The 17,931-nt window shown below is 45.2% G+C and carries 15 protein-coding genes; 11 read left to right on the plus strand and 4 right to left on the minus strand.

Annotation, left to right across the window (positions count from 1 at the left end; all coding sequences use genetic code 11):
• Positions 1-120: 120 nt before the first annotated feature.
• From L2W36_RS16085 to L2W36_RS27445, 3 genes are all read left to right on the plus strand, one after another.
• Positions 121-1,740, plus strand: a complete 1,620-nt coding sequence (locus tag L2W36_RS16085) for an ATP-binding protein (RefSeq protein WP_236110598.1) — start codon at positions 121-123, stop codon at positions 1,738-1,740.
• Positions 1,737-2,423, plus strand: a complete 687-nt coding sequence (locus L2W36_RS16090; RefSeq protein WP_006072411.1) for a response regulator — start codon at positions 1,737-1,739, stop codon at positions 2,421-2,423. Before L2W36_RS16085 ends, L2W36_RS16090 begins: the two co-directional genes overlap by 4 nt.
• A 133-nt stretch (positions 2,424-2,556) precedes the next feature.
• Entirely contained in the window at positions 2,557-3,036 is a 480-nt protein-coding gene (locus L2W36_RS27445; protein WP_270034426.1) for a type II secretion system protein, read from the plus strand.
• Positions 3,037-3,090: 54 nt separating this feature from the next.
• Here L2W36_RS27445 and L2W36_RS16100 read toward each other — a convergent pair whose 3' ends face one another.
• The 3 genes from L2W36_RS16100 to L2W36_RS16110 form a co-directional block, all read right to left on the minus strand.
• Positions 3,091-4,617, minus strand: a complete 1,527-nt coding sequence (locus L2W36_RS16100) for a tripartite tricarboxylate transporter permease (protein ID WP_236110599.1) — start codon at positions 4,615-4,617, stop codon at positions 3,091-3,093.
• A gap of 9 nt (positions 4,618-4,626) precedes the next feature.
• The gene (locus tag L2W36_RS16105) at positions 4,627-5,124 is read right to left on the minus strand and encodes a tripartite tricarboxylate transporter TctB family protein (RefSeq protein WP_006072416.1); all 498 of its coding nucleotides are present in this window, start codon (positions 5,122-5,124) and stop codon (positions 4,627-4,629) included.
• A gap of 214 nt (positions 5,125-5,338) precedes the next feature.
• Positions 5,339-6,313 carry a tripartite tricarboxylate transporter substrate binding protein gene (locus L2W36_RS16110; RefSeq protein WP_006072418.1) on the minus strand — a complete coding sequence of 325 codons (975 nt, stop codon included), beginning with the start codon at positions 6,311-6,313 and terminating at the stop codon, positions 5,339-5,341.
• Between the two features lie 292 nt (positions 6,314-6,605).
• Between L2W36_RS16110 and L2W36_RS16115 the strand changes: the two genes are divergently transcribed.
• From L2W36_RS16115 to L2W36_RS16140, 6 genes are all read left to right on the plus strand, one after another.
• Positions 6,606-7,292: a GntR family transcriptional regulator gene (locus tag L2W36_RS16115; RefSeq protein WP_006072419.1), complete on the plus strand. Its 687-nt coding sequence runs from the start codon at positions 6,606-6,608 to the stop codon at positions 7,290-7,292.
• A 72-nt stretch (positions 7,293-7,364) separates the two neighbouring features.
• Positions 7,365-8,264 carry a methylisocitrate lyase gene (gene prpB, locus L2W36_RS16120; protein WP_236110600.1) on the plus strand — a complete coding sequence of 300 codons (900 nt, stop codon included), beginning with the start codon at positions 7,365-7,367 and terminating at the stop codon, positions 8,262-8,264.
• A 104-nt stretch (positions 8,265-8,368) separates the two neighbouring features.
• Positions 8,369-9,499, plus strand: coding sequence for a bifunctional 2-methylcitrate synthase/citrate synthase (gene prpC / locus L2W36_RS16125; protein ID WP_006072421.1), 1,131 nt, complete (start codon positions 8,369-8,371; stop codon positions 9,497-9,499).
• Positions 9,500-9,547: 48 nt separating this feature from the next.
• On the plus strand, positions 9,548-12,142 hold the full coding sequence (gene acnD, locus L2W36_RS16130) for a Fe/S-dependent 2-methylisocitrate dehydratase AcnD (protein WP_236110601.1): 2,595 nt from the start codon (positions 9,548-9,550) through the stop codon (positions 12,140-12,142).
• A 10-nt stretch (positions 12,143-12,152) separates the two neighbouring features.
• Positions 12,153-13,328, plus strand: a complete 1,176-nt coding sequence (gene prpF, locus L2W36_RS16135; RefSeq protein ID WP_006072423.1) for a 2-methylaconitate cis-trans isomerase PrpF — start codon at positions 12,153-12,155, stop codon at positions 13,326-13,328.
• Between the two features lie 19 nt (positions 13,329-13,347).
• Positions 13,348-15,228 carry a propionyl-CoA synthetase gene (locus tag L2W36_RS16140; protein WP_006072424.1) on the plus strand — a complete coding sequence of 627 codons (1,881 nt, stop codon included), beginning with the start codon at positions 13,348-13,350 and terminating at the stop codon, positions 15,226-15,228.
• A gap of 1 nt (position 15,229) precedes the next feature.
• Here the strand turns inward: L2W36_RS16140 and L2W36_RS16145 are convergent, their stop codons facing one another.
• Positions 15,230-15,565 (minus strand): hypothetical protein, encoded by a 336-nt coding sequence (locus L2W36_RS16145; protein WP_006072426.1) that lies wholly within the window; start codon positions 15,563-15,565, stop codon positions 15,230-15,232.
• 176 nt (positions 15,566-15,741) lie between these two features.
• On the opposite strand from L2W36_RS16145, the gene L2W36_RS16150 reads away from it, so the two are divergent.
• Both L2W36_RS16150 and L2W36_RS16155 read left to right on the plus strand, forming a co-directional pair.
• Positions 15,742-16,236, plus strand: coding sequence for a GNAT family N-acetyltransferase (locus L2W36_RS16150; protein WP_236110602.1), 495 nt, complete (start codon positions 15,742-15,744; stop codon positions 16,234-16,236).
• A 12-nt stretch (positions 16,237-16,248) separates the two neighbouring features.
• Positions 16,249-17,781, plus strand: coding sequence for a bifunctional NUDIX hydrolase/phosphatase PAP2 family protein (locus tag L2W36_RS16155; RefSeq protein ID WP_236110603.1), 1,533 nt, complete (start codon positions 16,249-16,251; stop codon positions 17,779-17,781).
• The last annotated feature ends 150 nt before the right edge of the window (positions 17,782-17,931 follow it).

Here is a 17,931-nt window from a genome sequence, read left to right on the forward strand (position 1 = left end):
ACTTTTGTCGTCTATTTGACTGATTCTACGTAAATTAATTATGTGCTTCACAGTTCGATACCCAATTGAGTGCTCGTATGTTACAACGCTGTTACAGTATGGGTATTAGGGAGAGTTATCATGAAATGGAACCAGATAAGTTTTCGACACCGAATGCTCATAATTATGACGGTTTCGGGGTTGTTGCAGTTGCTTGTCTTATCATTAGCTGGATTTAGCTACATCAAGCAGTCCCAAGAGCAGGAAATGGGGCTAAAAGCCAAAGGCGTCGCAACATTCTTGGCGCAGTCTAGTGCTGTTATCAATATGATTGAACAGAACACGTCTGCCCGAATGCAAAACCGATTTCGTGGACTTACTGAGATGATTGGGGCAGCCTTCATTGTTATTGGTGACGAGCAAGGCATTCGTTTAGTCCATCCTATTGATGAACGAATTGGGTTGCCAATGAAAGGGGGTGATAATGATCAAGCTCTGATTCATGGTCAAACCTACGTATCGTTTGCAGAAGGATCTCTTGGAAAGTCAGTTCGAGGCAAAGCGGCGGTATTTGATAAAGATGGCAATATCATAGGTGTTGTTTCCGTCGGCTACTTATTGGATAGACTCCAAGACCGTATTGAGCCCTATTTAGCGTTCCTCCTTGGAATGGCAATACTGGTGCTCATTGTGAACGCGATTGTTTCTTACTTTATCTCACGTCGTTTTCAAAAAGCACTATTGGGTTTTGAACCAGAAGAGATCGGTCGTCTTTATGGCGAGTTGGACGTCACTATGAGCACCATTAAGGAAGGTGTTATCAGCATTGACTCCGACGGGGTATTACGCTCGATTAATACCAGTGCGTGTGAGATCTTAGGGTTAACTAAATCGGGTGTTATGAACAAACCGTTGTACCAGGTATTACCGAACTCCGACCTGCAAAGTTTGATCGAAAGCCAAGAGTCAGATAATGATATTGAGCTGTATCTCAATCAACAACGTATCGTTGCCAATCGCAGTCCCATTGTTGTTGATGGCAAAGTCGTTGGTGCGGTGTCGAGTTTTCGTTTGCGCGATGAAATCTCGGAATTGACTGAACAGCTATCGCAAACCAAAGCTTATGCCGAGCTGTTACGTTCGCAGACTCATGAACATCGAAACAAGTTGAACACTATAAGTGGATTGGTACAAATGAGGGAATTGGATGCGGTGCAGCATCTCATTGGGCAAGAAACTGAGCACTATCAGAGCTTAATTGAGTTCCTTCGAGAAACCGTTAAAGACCCGTTGATCGCCGGTATGCTTCTTGGAAAAACAGAGCGCGCACGTGAGCTGGGATTAGGATTAAAAGTAGAAGATGAGTCGCGACTTGAACCATTGCCAAAAGAGATAAATGCTGATGACTTAGTGACCATTTTGGGTAATTTAATTGATAACGCGTTTGAAGCAACATTATCGGCTATTGCGCACTCTCCTCATGAGCGGTTAGAACGGTCAGACGTTGAAGTGTCGGTGAGTGACTTTGGTAATGAAATCATTTTAGAAGTCATTGATAAGGGGTGTGGCTTACCCAAGCATCTCGATGTGAAATCGCTAACGCAACGCGGAGTGTCGAGTAAATCAGTCACTAATCGTGGTGTGGGATTGTTTTTAGTCAAACAATTGACTGAAAGATACCAAGGACAGTTGGAAATAGTAGAAAACAAGGATATCGGCGCACGTGTGACGGTATATATTCCTAAGGATGGATTAGCATGAGTGACTTAACACGAGTCATGATAATAGAAGACGATTTAAAAATCGCAGAACTGCATCGTCGATACCTAGAGCAAATTGGTGGTTTTGAAGTAGTTGGAATGGCGACATCAAAAGCCGAAGCTGAAATACAGCTTGAAATATTAGAACCCGAACTAGTGATGCTCGATGTTTATTTGCCTGATGGTACAGGCATAGAAATATTGGCTTGGCTACGGAGTTTGAATCAAGAGTGTGATGTTATTTTGATTACTGCTGCACGTGATGTTGAAACTCTGCAACAGGCGATGCGTGGCGGTGTGATTGATTATTTATTAAAGCCTGTTATGTTTCCTCGGCTGGAGGCGGCATTGAAAAAGTACCAGAAACGTACTGAGCAACTGCATCATGTGGAAGGTTTGGATCAATCGTTAGTAGACGAAATGATGCAAACTAGTAGCGCAGAGAAAAATGTTGAGCTTCGACTACCCAAGGGGATTGATGGCGTGACTCTTGAGAAAATTCGTGCATTGTTTAAAGAAGATAAGCCATTTACCGCCGATGAAGCGGGGGAAATGATTGGCGCGAGCAGAACAACAGCAAGGCGATACTTGGAGTTTCTTATTAGTAATGGCGAGCTGGAAGCTGACGTGAATTACGGCACCGTCGGACGCCCAGAGCGCTGTTATCGTAAAGTTATACGTTAATCATCTCTTAATCTGATTTTCAAAGGATTTCTAAAGCCCTTTTGTTGTTTTACAAAAGGGCTTTTTTCGTACTATTCGGCCGAATCGTGATCTTGATTCAATAAACTCAGCCCAATAGAAAGGAAAAATCCTCATGAAACGTAACGGCTTTACGCTTATCGAACTTGTTGTAGTTATCGTTATTCTTGGCATTTTAGCGGTCAGTGCCGCACCAAGGTTCTTAAATCTTACCAGTGATGCCCGAGTAAGCGTGTTGAAAGGCGCTCAAGCTGCGGTTAAAGGTATGGACTCATTGGTTTATAGCAAGGCCGTAATCAATGGCGTTGAACGCAATGGAGATAAAGCCGTCAAAATTGATGGTAAAAGAGTAAACTTAATCAATGGCCATTTGAAACTGGATACTAAAAACAACGTCGCTCAATTTCTTGATACAGACATGAATTTTCATGTCAAACAGAATGGTGCTAGTGACGGTGGTGAGTTGGTCATCTATGGTGGTAAAGAAATACGCAATGTTGAAGCTGTGAAAGAGGGCGGCTGCTTTCTTCTTGTTACTCAACCAGACTCTGAAAAAGGCGAGTACCGTTACACGATTATCGACCAGAATTGTTAATTAAATAAGAGCCACTCAATAGAGTGGCTCTGTAAGTATCAATTCATATTGAACTTAAGATTCAACTTTCTTGGGTTGATAAAACCATTTTTTAACCAACGAAAGCAACGCGGGTCCGACAAGTACTAGTACAGCCAATACAGTAAACGTCAATGTGATAGGGCGCTCCCACAAGAAGCTTAGCTCACCATCACTGATCATCAGTGCTCGTCTTAAGTTCTCCTCCATTAATCCGCCAAGAATAAAACCAAGTAGTAACGGAGCTAATGGGAAATTGGCTAGCCTTAGTGCGATTGCTGCCATTGCTACGAGCAGCATGATAAACACGTCCATGGTATTGAACGAGACCAAATACACCCCAGTAATAGAGAAGAATAGGATCATCGGCAACAATACCGTCCTTGGTACCGCTAGTAGCTTAGAAATATAAGGAATCAACGGTAGGTTTAAGATAACTAGAACGATGTTACCGAAGTACATAGAGATGATGACTGACCAAAACACGTCTGGGTGTTCAACGAATAGTCGAGGACCCGGTTGAATACCATAGGCGATCAGTGCACCTAACATAATTGCAGTTGTACCGGAGCCAGGGATACCGAGCGTCAATAGCGGAACAAACGAACCACTTGATGCTGCATTGTTAGCTGACTCTGGTGCAACCAAGCCACGAATGCTTCCTTTGCCAAATTCTTCTTTTTTGTCTTTAGGCGCAAGGTTACGTTCCATACCATAAGAAAGGAAAGCGGCAATGGTTGCGCCTGCGCCTGGAAGGACACCGGTAAAGAAGCCCAAGATAGAAGAACGAATAGAGACAGGTGCCACTTCTTTTACTTCTTCTTTAGTGATCTTCATGCTTCCTATATCGCTCATCTTGCGCTGTTCGTCTTGGCGTGTATCTTTTTCTGGCTTAAGTATACCCATCAAGGTTTCACCTAAAGCAAAGGTTGCCATCGCAAGTAATAGGAAACTAAATCCGTCCATTAAGTCAGTTAAGCCAAAGGTAAAACGCTCGACACCCACACCTTTATCGATACCGACTGTTGATAGCATGAGTCCCAGCACAACCATCATCCACGCTTTAATAACCTGACCTTTGCCAGCGAATGCCGCAACCGCAGATAAACCAAGTAGCATCAGCGCAAAGTAGTCCGAAGACTGGAAACTCAATGAAACTTTGGCAAGGGCGGGGGCTGCGAACAGCAACATGATGGCAGAAAGTGTACCGCCGGTAAAAGAAGAGTAGGCTGCGAGAGCTAACGCTTTACCTGCTTGGCCTTTCTGTGCCATTGGGTAACCATCAAATGCGGTAACAACAGTTGATGAACAGCCCGGAGCATTAATAAGAATGGATGAGGTTGAACCTCCGAATACCGCGCCGTAGTAAACACCGGCCATCAGGATTAGGCCAGAAGAGGGATCCACTCCGTAAGTAATAGGGATCATCAAGGCGATTGCTGAAATAGGGCCCAGACCCGGAAGCATCCCGATAAAAGTACCGACAAAACAACCGACAATCACCATCATGATGTTCATCGGCATAACTGCCGTTGATAATCCTTGTAAAATTCCGTCTAACATAATGGTGTCCTACCAAAGAGTGAAGATGAGTCCAGGCTCTAGATAAATATCTAGTCCTTGCGTAAGCATGAGATAAAAAGCGATGACAAAAGGAAAAGAAGCACCAAGTAAAATGCTCTTACGACGTTCACCAAGTAAATAGAACCCAATCATTAAGAAGAAACCAGTAGCGAGGACAAATCCTAGATAGGTTAGTCCCAACCCATATGCGGCCATTAACACCAAAAATCCAATCAGTAGTTTCCAATTGAAATCAGTGACGGCGCCGCTTTTTTCATTAGGTTGTCCGGTGACAAGAAGAATTACCGACAGCACAATACCAACAACGGTTAATATGCTTGGTAACGTTCTCGCGGTGAACGGTTCGTACTCATCCCCAGGAAACATTGGGATTAGCGATGTCTGGTATCCATAGCATAAGCAAAGGATCATAAATATCATCGCACCTACACGATCACGAGAAAGTAGATTTTCTTTCGTGAACAGCTTAGAGGTGAAATCTGACATAACTCACTCCAGGTAAAGAAAAGAGAAAAGGCCGTATACAAGGGATCGATGAGCGTCGACCAAGTGGGTAAGAGAACTCAGGACACAGTCTTTTTACCCAATAAACAAAGGAGTACTGCTAGAGCAATTACAAACTGAAGGATTCGTAGCTGCGTCTCATATACGGCAAAATATTGGCAAGAGGAGGGAACAGCAAATCCCTCCTTAGTGTTGCTTACTGTTTCAAGAAACCAAGTTCAGTCATGAGCGCGCCCATCTGCTTTTCTTGGTCTTCAAGGAATTGGTAAAACTCTTGATCAGGTTTGTAGTTGTCAATCCAACCATTGCGGTCACGAACTACTGCCCATTCATCAGTGGAGTACATTTTCGACAACGCTTCTGTCCACTCTTTGACTTTCTCTTCACTCGCCCCTGGAGCTGCGAAGAAACCACGCCAGTTAGCAAAGACAGTTTCGTTTCCATACTCGGTTAGTGTTGGAATATTCGGCGCTGCTTCGAGACGCTTCGGTGCAGTAACAGCAAGTACTTTGACTTGACCTGACTTCGACATTTCTAGCACTTCACCAAGACCTGTTGACAGAAGCTGGGTTTCGCCCGATAGAAGAGCGGCCATCGCTTTACCACCTGCATCGTAGGCAATGTAGCGTACCTTTTTCGCATCAAAGCCTTCGCCTTTAAATGCTGCCGCAACGACTAGGTGGTCCATGCTTCCTCGAGCTGAGCCTCCTGCAATTTTGACTTTACGAGGGTTCTCTTTGAAGTCAGCAACTACGTCTTCCCATGTGTTGTATGGAGAATCTGCTGGAGCAACAATAGCGCCATAGTCAGCAATAGTTGCTGCAACAGGTGTAAGGTCTCTAAATGATTGTGGGAAAACACCAGTCAATGAACGCACAACGATAGGAGTAGAGTTAACCATTAAGGTGTCTTCTTGGCGCTGCGCGGTTTCGATTAGGTGTGCAATTGCTTTACCACCGCCACCACCTGACAGGTTTTGAAAAGAAACATTGTCGACAATATCTGCTTTTACCAAGACATCACCTGTTCCGCGTGCTGTCATATCCCAACCGCCGCCAGCACCCCCAGGAATTAAGAAATGAATCTTCTCTAGATCTGCAGCATAACTACCAAAAGAAAGAGTAGTTGCCACAATCGATGCCGCTAGGGTCGGTTTTAGTGCCTTAAACATGTTCACGTTCCTTATGTTGACTTTATTGTCTGCCAGCAGAGGGATGCTGACTTGACCTCTATGGGTTAGCTAAAGGTTACGTACTTGTTACAAATGCATCAATAAAGTGCAGATATTGAGGATAAAGAACATAGGGTGAATTTTGTTCATAAAGTTCACACGTTGGTTTTTAAGTTAGACGTTAGTCTACATTGTCGACAATCCTGTTGATCTGATGGCATTAAGCTGCTTAAATAATGTTCATGTAATGAGAACTGTCAACAATGTAGTAAATTCTAAGGTGAGCGTTGATATGAGTGCAGAACCAGTAATGAATGACGACGCGCCGTTAAAAGAAGCGACCAAGTCTGAAAATTTAACAGAACAGCTCATCGAAGAGATTGTTGAAGGGAGAATTGAATCAGGTAGCAAGATCTCTGAACCAGAGCTAGCAAAACGCTTTGAAGTGAGCCGTGGACCTCTTCGTGAGGCTATTATGCGCCTAGAAGGGTTAGGACTGATTGAACGAATTCCTCATGTAGGGGCGCGCGTGATTACCTTATCTCAAGATAAGTTGGTGGAGTTGTACTCCGTTCGTGAAGCTCTAGAAGGAATGGCGGCGAGACTGGCTGCACAAAACATCAGTGATAAAGAAGTTGGTGAGTTGGAAACGCTGTTAAACCGACACTCAGAGCATATAGACGAAGTGGATGGTGCTTCCTATTTCCACCAGCATGGTGATTTTGACTTCCATTACCGCATCATCAAAGCCAGTCAAAACAGTCAATTAGTAAACTTGCTATGCAATGAGCTTTACCACTTGTTGAGGATGTATCGATATCAATCACCTCGGACACAATCTCGTCCTGAGGCAGCGTTAAAGGAACATCTTTTTATTTTAGACGCGATTAAAAATCGTGATCCTGAATTGGCAGAACTGCTGATGAGAAGACACATTTCACGAAGCAAGGCGTTAATCGAAAAGAACCTAGACAGCTAATTCAATTTATAGATGACGCAGTAAAGATGTCCGGCACTGCGTTACATAAGGGAAAGTAACAAGGAGACAATCATGTCAGTATCCCCGGGACAACTATTCCGTGACGCCGTCACTAACGGTAACCCACTTCAAGTCGTTGGTACGGTAAATCCTTACTGCGCCATGATGGCAAAAAACGTTGGTCATCAAGCTATTTACTTGTCGGGTGGTGGCATTGCTAACGCATCGTATGGAGTTCCTGACCTAGGTATTACTACCTTAAATGACGTCTTGGTTGATGTAGAGCGCATTACAAATGCGTGTGACTTGCCTTTGCTGGTGGACATTGATACTGGCTTCGGCGGCGCTTTTAACATTGCTCGTACGATTAAGGCGATGGAAAAAGCAGGGGCTGCAGCGGTGCATATTGAAGATCAGGTGGCTCAAAAGCGTTGTGGCCATCGCCCTAATAAAGCCATTGTTAGTCAGCAAGAAATGGTAGATAGAGTCAAAGCTGCGGTAGACGCCAAAACTGACGCTAGCTTTGTCATTATGGCTCGTACCGATGCACTGGCGGTTGAAGGGATGGATAAGGCTATTGAACGCGCGATTGCGTGTGTTCACGCGGGTGCTGACATGATATTCCCCGAGGCGATGACCTCGCTTGAACACTATCAGCAATTCAAAACGGCTTTGAATCAGGCTACAGGTAAAGATGTTCCGATTCTTGCCAATATTACCGAGTTTGGGCAAACCCCGTTATTTGGTTGTGACGAGTTGGCAAAAGTCGGCGTCGATATGGTCCTTTACCCGCTATCTGCATTTAGAGCGATGAACAAGGCAGCAGAGAATGTCTACCAGCATTTGCTAAGTGTTGGCAATCAAGAAGCGCTTACCGAGCAAATGCAAACTCGTGCAGAGCTCTATGCACATCTCAATTATCACAGCTACGAAGATAAACTGGATCAACTATTTACCGAAAGCAAATCCTAGGAATACAACGGAAGCTCAAGAAAACCATTTACTAACTTTATCCAATAACATGATGCCGCGTTAAGAGATCCCAAAAGGGACAAAAGCGGGAAAAGGAGTTCAAAATGCCTAATTCAGCCATAGGTGGAGCAGGTCTACGAGGCCAAAGTGCAGGTACGACAGCGTTATGTACAGTAGGTAAGTCCGGGACTGGTCTCACTTACCGAGGTTACGACATCACCGATCTTGCCAACAATGCACAATTTGAAGAAGTCGCGCACTTACTATTGCGTGGCCATTTACCTAATCAAACAGAGCTCGATGAATATAAGACCATTCTTGTGGGCTTACGTGGCCTACCTGAATCTTTGAAAAAGGCACTGGAGTTGATTCCCGCCGATGCTCACCCGATGGATGTGATGAGAACGGGTTGCTCGATGCTAGGTAATTTAGAGCAAGAACTAGACTTCTCACAACAAGAAGCGGCGACAGAGAGAATGCTTGCGCTATTTCCTGCGATTATCTGTTACTGGTATCGCTACAGTCATGATGGCGTGCGTATTGATACCAAGGACCAGTCAGAGGATTGTATTGGGGGCTATTTCCTGAAAATGCTGACTGATAAGTCGCCATCTGAGCTTCACAAAAAAGTGATGCATTGTTCGTTAATTCTTTATGCCGAGCATGAATTTAATGCCTCGACCTTTGCAGCTCGTGTTTGCGCGTCAACCTTGTCCGATATTCATTCCTGCATCACGGCAGCTATAGGCACTTTACGTGGTCCATTGCACGGCGGAGCAAACGAAGCCGCCATGGATATGATTCAAGATTGGCGCAGCGCGGACGAAGCAGAAACCAATATCATGCAGATGCTAGCCAACAAAGATAAAATCATGGGTTTTGGACATGCTATTTATCGCGAGAGCGATCCGCGTAATGCACTCATTAAGCGTTGGTCAGAAGAGCTATCTACACAAGTTGGCGATACCTATCTTTACGATGTTTCGGTAAGGGTAGAAGCGGTAATGAAACGCGAAAAAGGTTTGTTCTGTAACGCTGACTTTTTCCATGCATCGGCTTACCACTTTATGGATATTCCTACCAAACTGTTCACGCCTATTTTCGTCATGAGTCGACTTACAGGTTGGGCTGCTCACGTTTATGAGCAGCGCGCAAATAACCGAATTATTAGACCAAGCGCGGACTATGAAGGCCCAGAAGCAAGAGAGTGGGTGGAAATCAACGAACGTGACTAACTGTGAAAACTAAGCAGAGAAAAAAGAGCGTTTAGAAAGGATGTGAGCATGTCTAATCAAACTATAAATTACCAATATCGCAAAGCTCTCCCCAATTCGCAGTTGGACTATTACGATGCCAAAGCTGCGGTTGATGACATAGAGCCAGGAGCCTACCAGCACTTGCCATACACGTCTCGAGTTTTGGCAGAGAATTTAGTACGTCGTTGCGAACCGTCAGAGCTAGAGGAGTGTTTGTCTCAGCTTATTTATCGCCGTCGAGATAAAGACTTCCCTTGGTATCCAGCCCGCGTTGTCTGTCATGACATTCTTGGGCAGACTGCTTTGGTGGACTTAGCTGGATTGAGAGACGCGATAGCTAATCAAGGCGGCGATCCGGCCAGCGTCAACCCTGTTGTTGAAACTCAGCTGATTGTTGACCATTCATTGGCGGTTGAGCATGCCGGCTTTGAGGCTGATGCGTTTGAAAAGAATCGAGCCGTAGAAGAGCGTCGAAATGAAGACCGATTCCACTTTATCGAGTGGTGTAAAACCGCCTTTGAGAACGTTAGTGTAGTACCAGCCGGTAACGGAATTATGCACCAAATCAACTTAGAGAAGTTGTCGCCAGTCGTTCAAACTAAGCAAGGCGTGGCATTTCCCGATACCTGCGTCGGCACAGATAGCCATACGCCTCACGTTGATGCACTTGGTGTTATTGCCATTGGCGTTGGTGGTTTAGAGGCGGAAACGGTGATGTTAGGTCGACCATCCATGATGCGCTTACCAGATATTGTCGGGGTTCGTCTTGTTGGACAGCGTCAACCCGGTATTACCGCCACTGATATTGTGTTGGCGTTAACTGAGTTCTTGCGTGCTCAACGTGTAGTATCGAGTTATTTGGAATTCTTTGGTGAAGGTACTAAGCATCTGACTATCGGTGATCGTGCCACCATTTCAAATATGACGCCAGAATACGGCGCGTCAGCTGGCATGTTCTACATTGACGAGCAGACTATTAACTATCTGAAGCTTACTGGTCGCGATGATGAACAAGTTAAATTGGTAGAAAACTATGCTAAGCAAACAGGGCTTTGGGCAAATGCTTTAGAAAGTGCACAATATGAACGAGTACTTGAATTTGACCTATCTAAAGTTGAAAGAACCTTAGCAGGTCCCTCCAACCCACATCGCCGATTACCAACTGCTGAGTTAAACCAGCAGGGTATTGCTGTACCTTGGGAGCAGACGCAAGATAAGATGCCAGATGGTGCTGTTATCATTGCGGCTATTACCTCCTGTACAAATACCAGTAATCCAAGAAATGTTGTGGCGGCAGGGTTGATCGCCAAAAAAGCCAATGAGTTAGGACTACTCCGCAAACCGTGGGTGAAATCATCATTCGCACCGGGTTCCAAGGTCGCCAAACTGTATCTAGAAGAAGCGGGATTGTTACCAGAACTCGAAAAGTTGGGGTTTGGCATCGTCGCCTACGCTTGTACCACGTGTAATGGTATGAGTGGTGCGCTGGATCCACAAATTCAGCAAGAGATCATTGAAAACGATCTCTACACCACTGCTGTATTGTCGGGTAACCGGAACTTTGATGGGCGAATTCACCCTTACGCTAAACAAGCGTTTCTCGCCTCACCGCCATTGGTTGTTGCATATGCGATAGCAGGTACCATTCGCTTTGATATTGAGCGCGATGCTCTTGGTCTTGATGCTTCCGGTAACCCCATCTATCTCAACGATATTTGGCCAAGTGACGAAGAGATCGACGCTGTAGTTAGCCAACATGTGAAACCTGAGCAATTTAACCAAGTGTATATTCAAATGTTCAAGCTGGATGAGGCCGAGAGAGCGAAAAGCCCACTCTATGACTGGCGTGAACGCAGCACTTATATTCGTAGACCGCCATACTGGGAAGGGGCGTTGACAGGTAAACGCACGTTGCGAGGAATGCGACCTTTAGCAGTATTGGGCGACAACATTACCACTGATCACTTGTCGCCATCGAACGCGATTCTAGCCACTAGTGCTGCCGGCGAATATCTGACAAGCATGGGCGTGCCAGAAGAAGACTACAACTCGTATGCAACCCATCGTGGTGACCACTTGACCGCGCAAAGAGCGACATTTGCGAATCCAAAATTGTTCAACGAGATGGTTAAAGAGGATGAACAGGTCGTTCAAGGATCTCTCGCTCGTATTGAGCCGGAAGGTAAAGTCACAAGAATGTGGGAAGCCATTGAGACCTATATGGCGCGTAAACAGCCGTTAATCATTGTAGCGGGTGCTGATTATGGGCAAGGTTCTTCGCGAGATTGGGCTGCAAAAGGTGTGCGCCTAGCCGGGGTTGAAGCTATTGCGGCAGAGGGTTTTGAACGAATTCACCGCACCAATTTAGTGGGGATGGGAGTACTACCTCTTGAGTTCAAAAAAGGTACCAACCGCAATACGTTAGCGCTTGATGGTACGGAACTGTACGACGTCGTAGGCGATATCAAAGCGGGTTGTGATCTTGCTTTAGTGATTACCCGAACCAACGGGGAAAAACTCGATGTGCCAGTGACTTGCCGCTTGGATACTGAAGATGAAGTTAAAGTCTACTCTGCTGGTGGCGTGTTACAGCGATTTGCTCAAGACTTCTTAGCACAGTAAGGGGAAAGGAATGATTAAACAAATTAAAATTCCTGCGACTTATCTGCGTGGCGGTACTAGTAAGGGGGTCTTTTTCAGCTTGTTGGATCTCCCTCTTGAAGCTCAGCAACCAGGAGCAGCACGAGACAAGTTACTGATGCGCGTAATAGGAAGTCCAGATCCTTATGCAAAACAGATTGATGGCATGGGAGGCGCGACGTCGAGCACCAGTAAAACGGTGATAGTGTCAAAAAGCACCCGTGATGATCACGATATTGACTATTTATTTGGGCAAGTTTCAATCGACAAGGCCTTTGTCGATTGGAGTGGTAATTGCGGCAACTTATCGGCTGCGGTGGGACCTTTCGCTATTCATAGTGGGTTGGTTGATAACGAGCGGATACCCGAAAACGGTATCGCGAAAATTCGAATTTGGCAGGCAAACATTCAAAAAACCATTATCGCTAACGTCCCTATTGTCGACGGCGAAGTGCAAGAGTTGGGTGATTTTGAGCTCGACGGAGTGACATTTCCGGCTGCCGAGATCGCGGTTGAGTTTGTTGACCCTAGTGACAGCAATGGCTCGATGTTCCCGACGGGCAACTTGATTGATGATCTAGAAGTGCCAAATGTAGGTGTCTTTAATGCGACCATGATCAGTGCGGGTATCCCAACAATTTTTATCGATGCCAAGGAACTAGGTTTATCAGGTGCTGAACTTCAAGATGACATTAACAGTGATGAGGCTTGGCTTGAAAAGTTTGAAATAATCCGAGCGCATGGTGCGGTAAAAATGGGCTTGATTGATTCGGTTGATCAAGCCGCGACTAGGCAGCACACACCGAAAGTGGCTTTTGTGTCGTCTGCAAAAGACTACGTTTCATCGAGTGGTAAGCCCATTGAGGCCAACAGCGTTGATCTATTAGCTCGTGCCTTGTCGATGGGGAAATTACACCATGCGATGATGGGCACTGCGGCCGTTGCCATCGCCTGCGCTGCAAGCGTAGACGGCACCGTCGTAAATTTGGCTGCTGGCGGAGGCAACCGAGAATCTGTGACGTTTGGGCACCCTTCTGGAACATTGAAGGTGGGGGCGGTTGCTTCACAGTCATCGAATGGCTGGACAGTAGATAAAGCAATAATGAGTCGAAGTGCTCGAATCCTTATGGAAGGTTGGGTTCGTGTGCCATCGGATACTATGAAATAGACATATTGGAGGACGCATTATGTCTGCATATCAACAAGAATATCAGTGGGCTGAGAAGCAACCAGAGTCTTTTTGGGAACATCAAGCAAGAGCCATTGACTGGTTTGAAGCGCCAAAAACCATACTTGAGAAAGATGAAAATGGCATCGAGCGTTGGTTTCCTGACGGTGTTATGAATACTGCTTGGTTAGCACTTGATTATCACTGCGAAACTGGGCGAGGGGAGAAAACCGCTCTCATTTACGACTCACCTGTCACAGGAACAAAGCAAAAGTATAGCTATTTTGAGCTTCGAGATAAGGTTGCAAAAATCGCGGGAATGCTTGCTAAACAAGGAGTGGTTAAAGGCGATCGTGTTGTTATCTATATGCCAATGATCCCGGAAGCGGCAATGGCAATGTTGGCTTGTGCACGTTTGGGGGCGATTCATTCAGTAGTATTCGGCGGCTTTGCACCAAACGAACTGGCTGTCAGAATTGAGGATGCTGAACCTAAAGTCATTATGACCGCGTCTTGCGGTATAGAAATCAATAAGGTTTTACCTTACAAGCCATTGGTTGACAAGGCGATCATGGATAGTCGTTGGAAGCCGAACAATGTATTTGTACTGCAACGTCCGCAATGTGAGGCAGAGCTGAATCAAGAACGTGATTTGGACTGGCAAACAGAATATGAATCCGCGTTGCCCCATGAATGTGTACCTGTGCTTGCCACTGACCCTCTATATATTTTGTATACGTCAGGAACGACTGGGAAACCAAAAGGTGTGGTGCGCGATAATGGTGGGCACGCCGTCGCTATGAAGTACTCAATGTCTGCAGTCTACAACATGCCAACTGATGGCGTGTATTGGGCCGCGTCGGATGTAGGTTGGGTAGTAGGGCATTCTTACATTGTTTATGCACCGCTTATTCACGGTTGCACTTCAATTCTTTTTGAAGGCAAACCAGTAAGAACGCCCGACCCAGGTGCATTTTGGCGTGTGTGTGAAGAATATAATGTTCAAGTGCTGTTCTCTGCACCTACAGCGTTTCGAGCAATCAAGAAGGAAGACCCTGATGGCTTGGAGTTGTCTAAGTATGATATCAGCGGGTTAAAGAGCATTTTTATGGCGGGGGAGCGTCTCGACCCACCGACGTTAGAGTGGGTAGAAACACATACCAAAAAGCCAGTGATCGACCATTGGTGGCAAACGGAAACGGGTTGGGCTATCTCTTCTAACCCGTTAGGTATCGAGGTAATGGGTGTCAAAGCGGGCTCATCAACGAAACCAAGTCCAGGTTTTACCGTTGAAATTCTCAATGAAATCGGTGAGCCAGTTGGCGCTAATCAACAAGGTTTTGTCTCACTTAAACGTCCATTGCCACCAAGTTGCCTTACTACCGTGTGGCGCAATCATGACCGATTTGAATCGGGCTATTTAAGTCAGTTTGAAGGTTATTATGTCTCTGGAGATGGCGGTTATCTGGATGAGGATGGCTACTTATTCATTATGGGACGAGTGGATGATGTCATAAACGTAGCAGGACACCGCTTATCTACTGGTGAGATGGAAGAAATTGTTGGTGGACATCCAGCGATTGCAGAGTGCGCAGTTGTTGGTGTGCATGATGACCTCAAAGGTCAGTTGCCATTGGGCTTAGTGGTATTAAAAGATGGTGTCAAAGTTGATAGTGGGGAACTGGAACATGAATTGGTCGGTAAAGTTCGTCAGGAAATCGGTGCTGTTGCATGTTTCAAACACGCACTAGTAGTCGAACGATTACCCAAAACTCGCTCTGGTAAGATTCTACGTCGAGTTATACGCCAAATAGCCGACGGTGAAACCTACACTGTCCCTTCGACGATTGATGACCCAAGCAGCCTTTCAGAAATTGAACGAGCGTTGCATACAGACTGATTTAATTGTCATAAGGAACCGAACTCATCTGCCACATTTTAAGAACATGGTTCGGTTCCTCGCAGTTACCAAACAACATTTGATACTTAGGAGTAAAAGGTTCGCCGATATAGGTAGTACGGCTGAACTTTCCGGTCTTTAGGTCGACCTGTGTGACAACTCTTCCTTTAAAATTCTGAAAAATTACGAACTGCTCACTTTGAAATACTAACTGTTCTTGATAGAACCAAAAATGGTCGGTAGTAGCCGTTAACGTACATTTCATCGGCAAAGACGCCAAAGAATAGGGCGCCCATAATAGTAGGCCGAACAAAGTGCAAATCAGTGTACGTGACATATCATGCTCCTTATCGTTTTGGATAAGTATAGTCACCTGAGAGTGTGATATTCACCCACGAGACTCCTACATCATCTTTCATTATGTTTTTTTATTTGCACATGCCTGACAAAACCCTCACACTAGGCGCACATTTGTAAACGACTTTCTCTTTTTGCAACATTTACCACGCGTCTATGACTGATTTAGCCTATAGAATTCGCTCTGCTAATACCCAAGATTTGGAAACGCTAAATGATCTTATGTATGAGTTGCATGAGTATCATCACCAAGCTGTCCCCGAAGACTTCAAACCCGCATCAGAGGTGCAGGAAGAAAAGAGCATTGCACGTTACCTAGATTCACCTGACTGCTTGGTACTTGTTCTAACCATTGATGGCGACAAGCGCGCCCCTCAGATCGTCGGTTTTGTGACGGCGCAGTTTTGTGAACTACTTTCATCGATTAGTAAGCCTTGTTTAATAGGAAATATCGATGAGTTGTTCATAAAACCTGACTATCGGCATCATGGGTTTGCTCAAAAATTACTGAAAGAAAGTGAACGTCGTTTAATTGAGTTAGGGGCTAGTCAGATTATGGTTGAGGTCTGGGACTTTAATCACGCCGCTCTGAACTTATATAACAAAGAGGGATTTATCCCTCATATACATTGTCTTAGAAAAAAAATCTAATTAGGTATGTCTGTGACTCAACTTTTGAGCCATATTGCTTTTACGCTATTGCTTGCGCTACTAACAATACATCAGAGCTTTGCTGCTTCGGACATGTCGCCGAACGTAACGTCTAAGGTGCCAAACACCTCGTTCAATGAGCTGTCGGATAATCTCCGAGAACCTTTTGTGCATAATGATCCACCATTAGCTCCTACAATAAGAGGAGCATTGTGTTTGGTTCGTGCTGACGATCGCATTCTGCTGGTCGATGAAATCGTAACGGGAAAGCTATCTTTGCCGGGAGGAACGATTGATAATAACGAAGATCCACGACTCACTGCCCAACGTGAAACATGGGAAGAGGCAGGATTGGTGGTTGTCGTTGGTCAAGAGTTAGGCCGAACTAAACGTGCAGTGTTCTATGAGTGTAAGGTCGAGTCTGACATTATTGCTTACAGTGAGACGAATTATGGTCGAGGGGTAGAACTTCCTATTTATTTTGCACCACATTTTGGTGTGGAGGTACGTAGTGCCAACCTACTGAGCCCAAAATCGGTATCATCGACCGAGTATCGATATCCTAGTCAGTGGCCGATGGTAGAATCTATGTTTGCTGCGATCCCGAATCAGCCTATCAGTTATATCGACAACCTAATCAGTTCTGCACCAAAAGTTCATCAACTCGAATTGTCTTGGTTATCTAGTACACAAGAAGCGCTTGTTGCAGCGCCGAAGCAAATACAAGAGTTAGTTGTTTTAGGTGGTAATGTACTTTACATCGTGTTGCAGCCGTTACTACTTATTTCATTCCTGCCACTGTTCATTTGGCTATGGGGGCGCTACTTTACCGCACAACTTATGTTTGCTGTGACGGCGACCTCGTTATTTATTTTGGTCGCAAAGCAGGGGTTTAGCTTTCCTGTTCCCCATGCTTATTTACCCACGCTTAACTATAACGAGCGAAGCGGGTTCAGCTTTCCCGACTTAATCATGGCGAATTGGATTTGTATTTCCAGTATCGTGGTGAGTCAAATACAGCCACGTCATTTGAGTAAGTTCGCCATCGCGGCTTTTTTGGTCACTATCATCATCGCGTTCTACCAATTTATAAGTGGGGGTGCATTCTTGTCGGATATGTTAGCCGGTGCAATTATTGGTGCGCTTGTTGGCTGGCATTTTATTAGGCATCATTTTAGCCTTGCGGTCATTGAAGACTACACGTTTACGCGGGTTAAAGTGTGGCTCATACTAACGGCGATTGCGGCCACCTGTGCTTATATCTGGCAATACCCATCATTTTTAAGCTGGTTAGCGCTGTGTATCGGAATGCTATTGTTCGCTGTCGCAAATGGCTATTGTCCGCCTCGTTCGAAGATGTGTCTGAAAGAGCTCCTCTGTTCTTTGGTACTTATTCTACTGTTGTTAATTGGCTATTTTCGTTTGGAAACCATGTTTGCGCACAGTGGTATTGGATCTTTGCTGTTACAAACATTGGTGATACCGGTGACTATTATGATTCCGGCTATTGTGATGATCGTGTTTCGTAAGAGAAACTGCCATTAAGACGTTTTAGTAAACGGATTAGCATTTGGCGTAGAAAGGTAACTCATAGTTTATGGATGACGTTAATCTATGGCTTCATTCATTCGGTAGGACATTCCTATGATCATTGCAATTATAGCGGCTTGTTCGGCGTTTATGGCGACATTGGCC

The sequence above is a fragment of the Vibrio sp. McD22-P3 genome, assembly GCF_021568915.1.
In the GTDB taxonomy this organism is placed as follows: domain Bacteria; phylum Pseudomonadota; class Gammaproteobacteria; order Enterobacterales; family Vibrionaceae; genus Vibrio; species Vibrio mediterranei.

Bases quoted from the DNA above. Each gene is read 5' to 3' on its own strand.
- L2W36_RS16085 (WP_236110598.1), top strand. From the start codon at position 121: ATGAAATGGAACCAGATAAGTTTTCGACACCGAATGCTCATAATTATG.
- L2W36_RS16090 (WP_006072411.1), top strand. From the start codon at position 1,737: ATGAGTGACTTAACACGAGTCATGATAATAGAAGACGATTTAAAAATC.
- L2W36_RS27445 (WP_270034426.1), top strand. From the start codon at position 2,557: ATGAAACGTAACGGCTTTACGCTTATCGAACTTGTTGTAGTTATCGTT.
- L2W36_RS16100 (WP_236110599.1), bottom strand. From the start codon at position 4,617: ATGTTAGACGGAATTTTACAAGGATTATCAACGGCAGTTATGCCGATG.
- L2W36_RS16105 (WP_006072416.1), bottom strand. From the start codon at position 5,124: ATGTCAGATTTCACCTCTAAGCTGTTCACGAAAGAAAATCTACTTTCT.
- L2W36_RS16110 (WP_006072418.1), bottom strand. From the start codon at position 6,313: ATGTTTAAGGCACTAAAACCGACCCTAGCGGCATCGATTGTGGCAACT.
- L2W36_RS16115 (WP_006072419.1), top strand. From the start codon at position 6,606: ATGAGTGCAGAACCAGTAATGAATGACGACGCGCCGTTAAAAGAAGCG.
- prpB (WP_236110600.1), top strand. From the start codon at position 7,365: ATGTCAGTATCCCCGGGACAACTATTCCGTGACGCCGTCACTAACGGT.
- prpC (WP_006072421.1), top strand. From the start codon at position 8,369: ATGCCTAATTCAGCCATAGGTGGAGCAGGTCTACGAGGCCAAAGTGCA.
- acnD (WP_236110601.1), top strand. From the start codon at position 9,548: ATGTCTAATCAAACTATAAATTACCAATATCGCAAAGCTCTCCCCAAT.
- prpF (WP_006072423.1), top strand. From the start codon at position 12,153: ATGATTAAACAAATTAAAATTCCTGCGACTTATCTGCGTGGCGGTACT.
- L2W36_RS16140 (WP_006072424.1), top strand. From the start codon at position 13,348: ATGTCTGCATATCAACAAGAATATCAGTGGGCTGAGAAGCAACCAGAG.
- L2W36_RS16145 (WP_006072426.1), bottom strand. From the start codon at position 15,565: ATGTCACGTACACTGATTTGCACTTTGTTCGGCCTACTATTATGGGCG.
- L2W36_RS16150 (WP_236110602.1), top strand. From the start codon at position 15,742: ATGACTGATTTAGCCTATAGAATTCGCTCTGCTAATACCCAAGATTTG.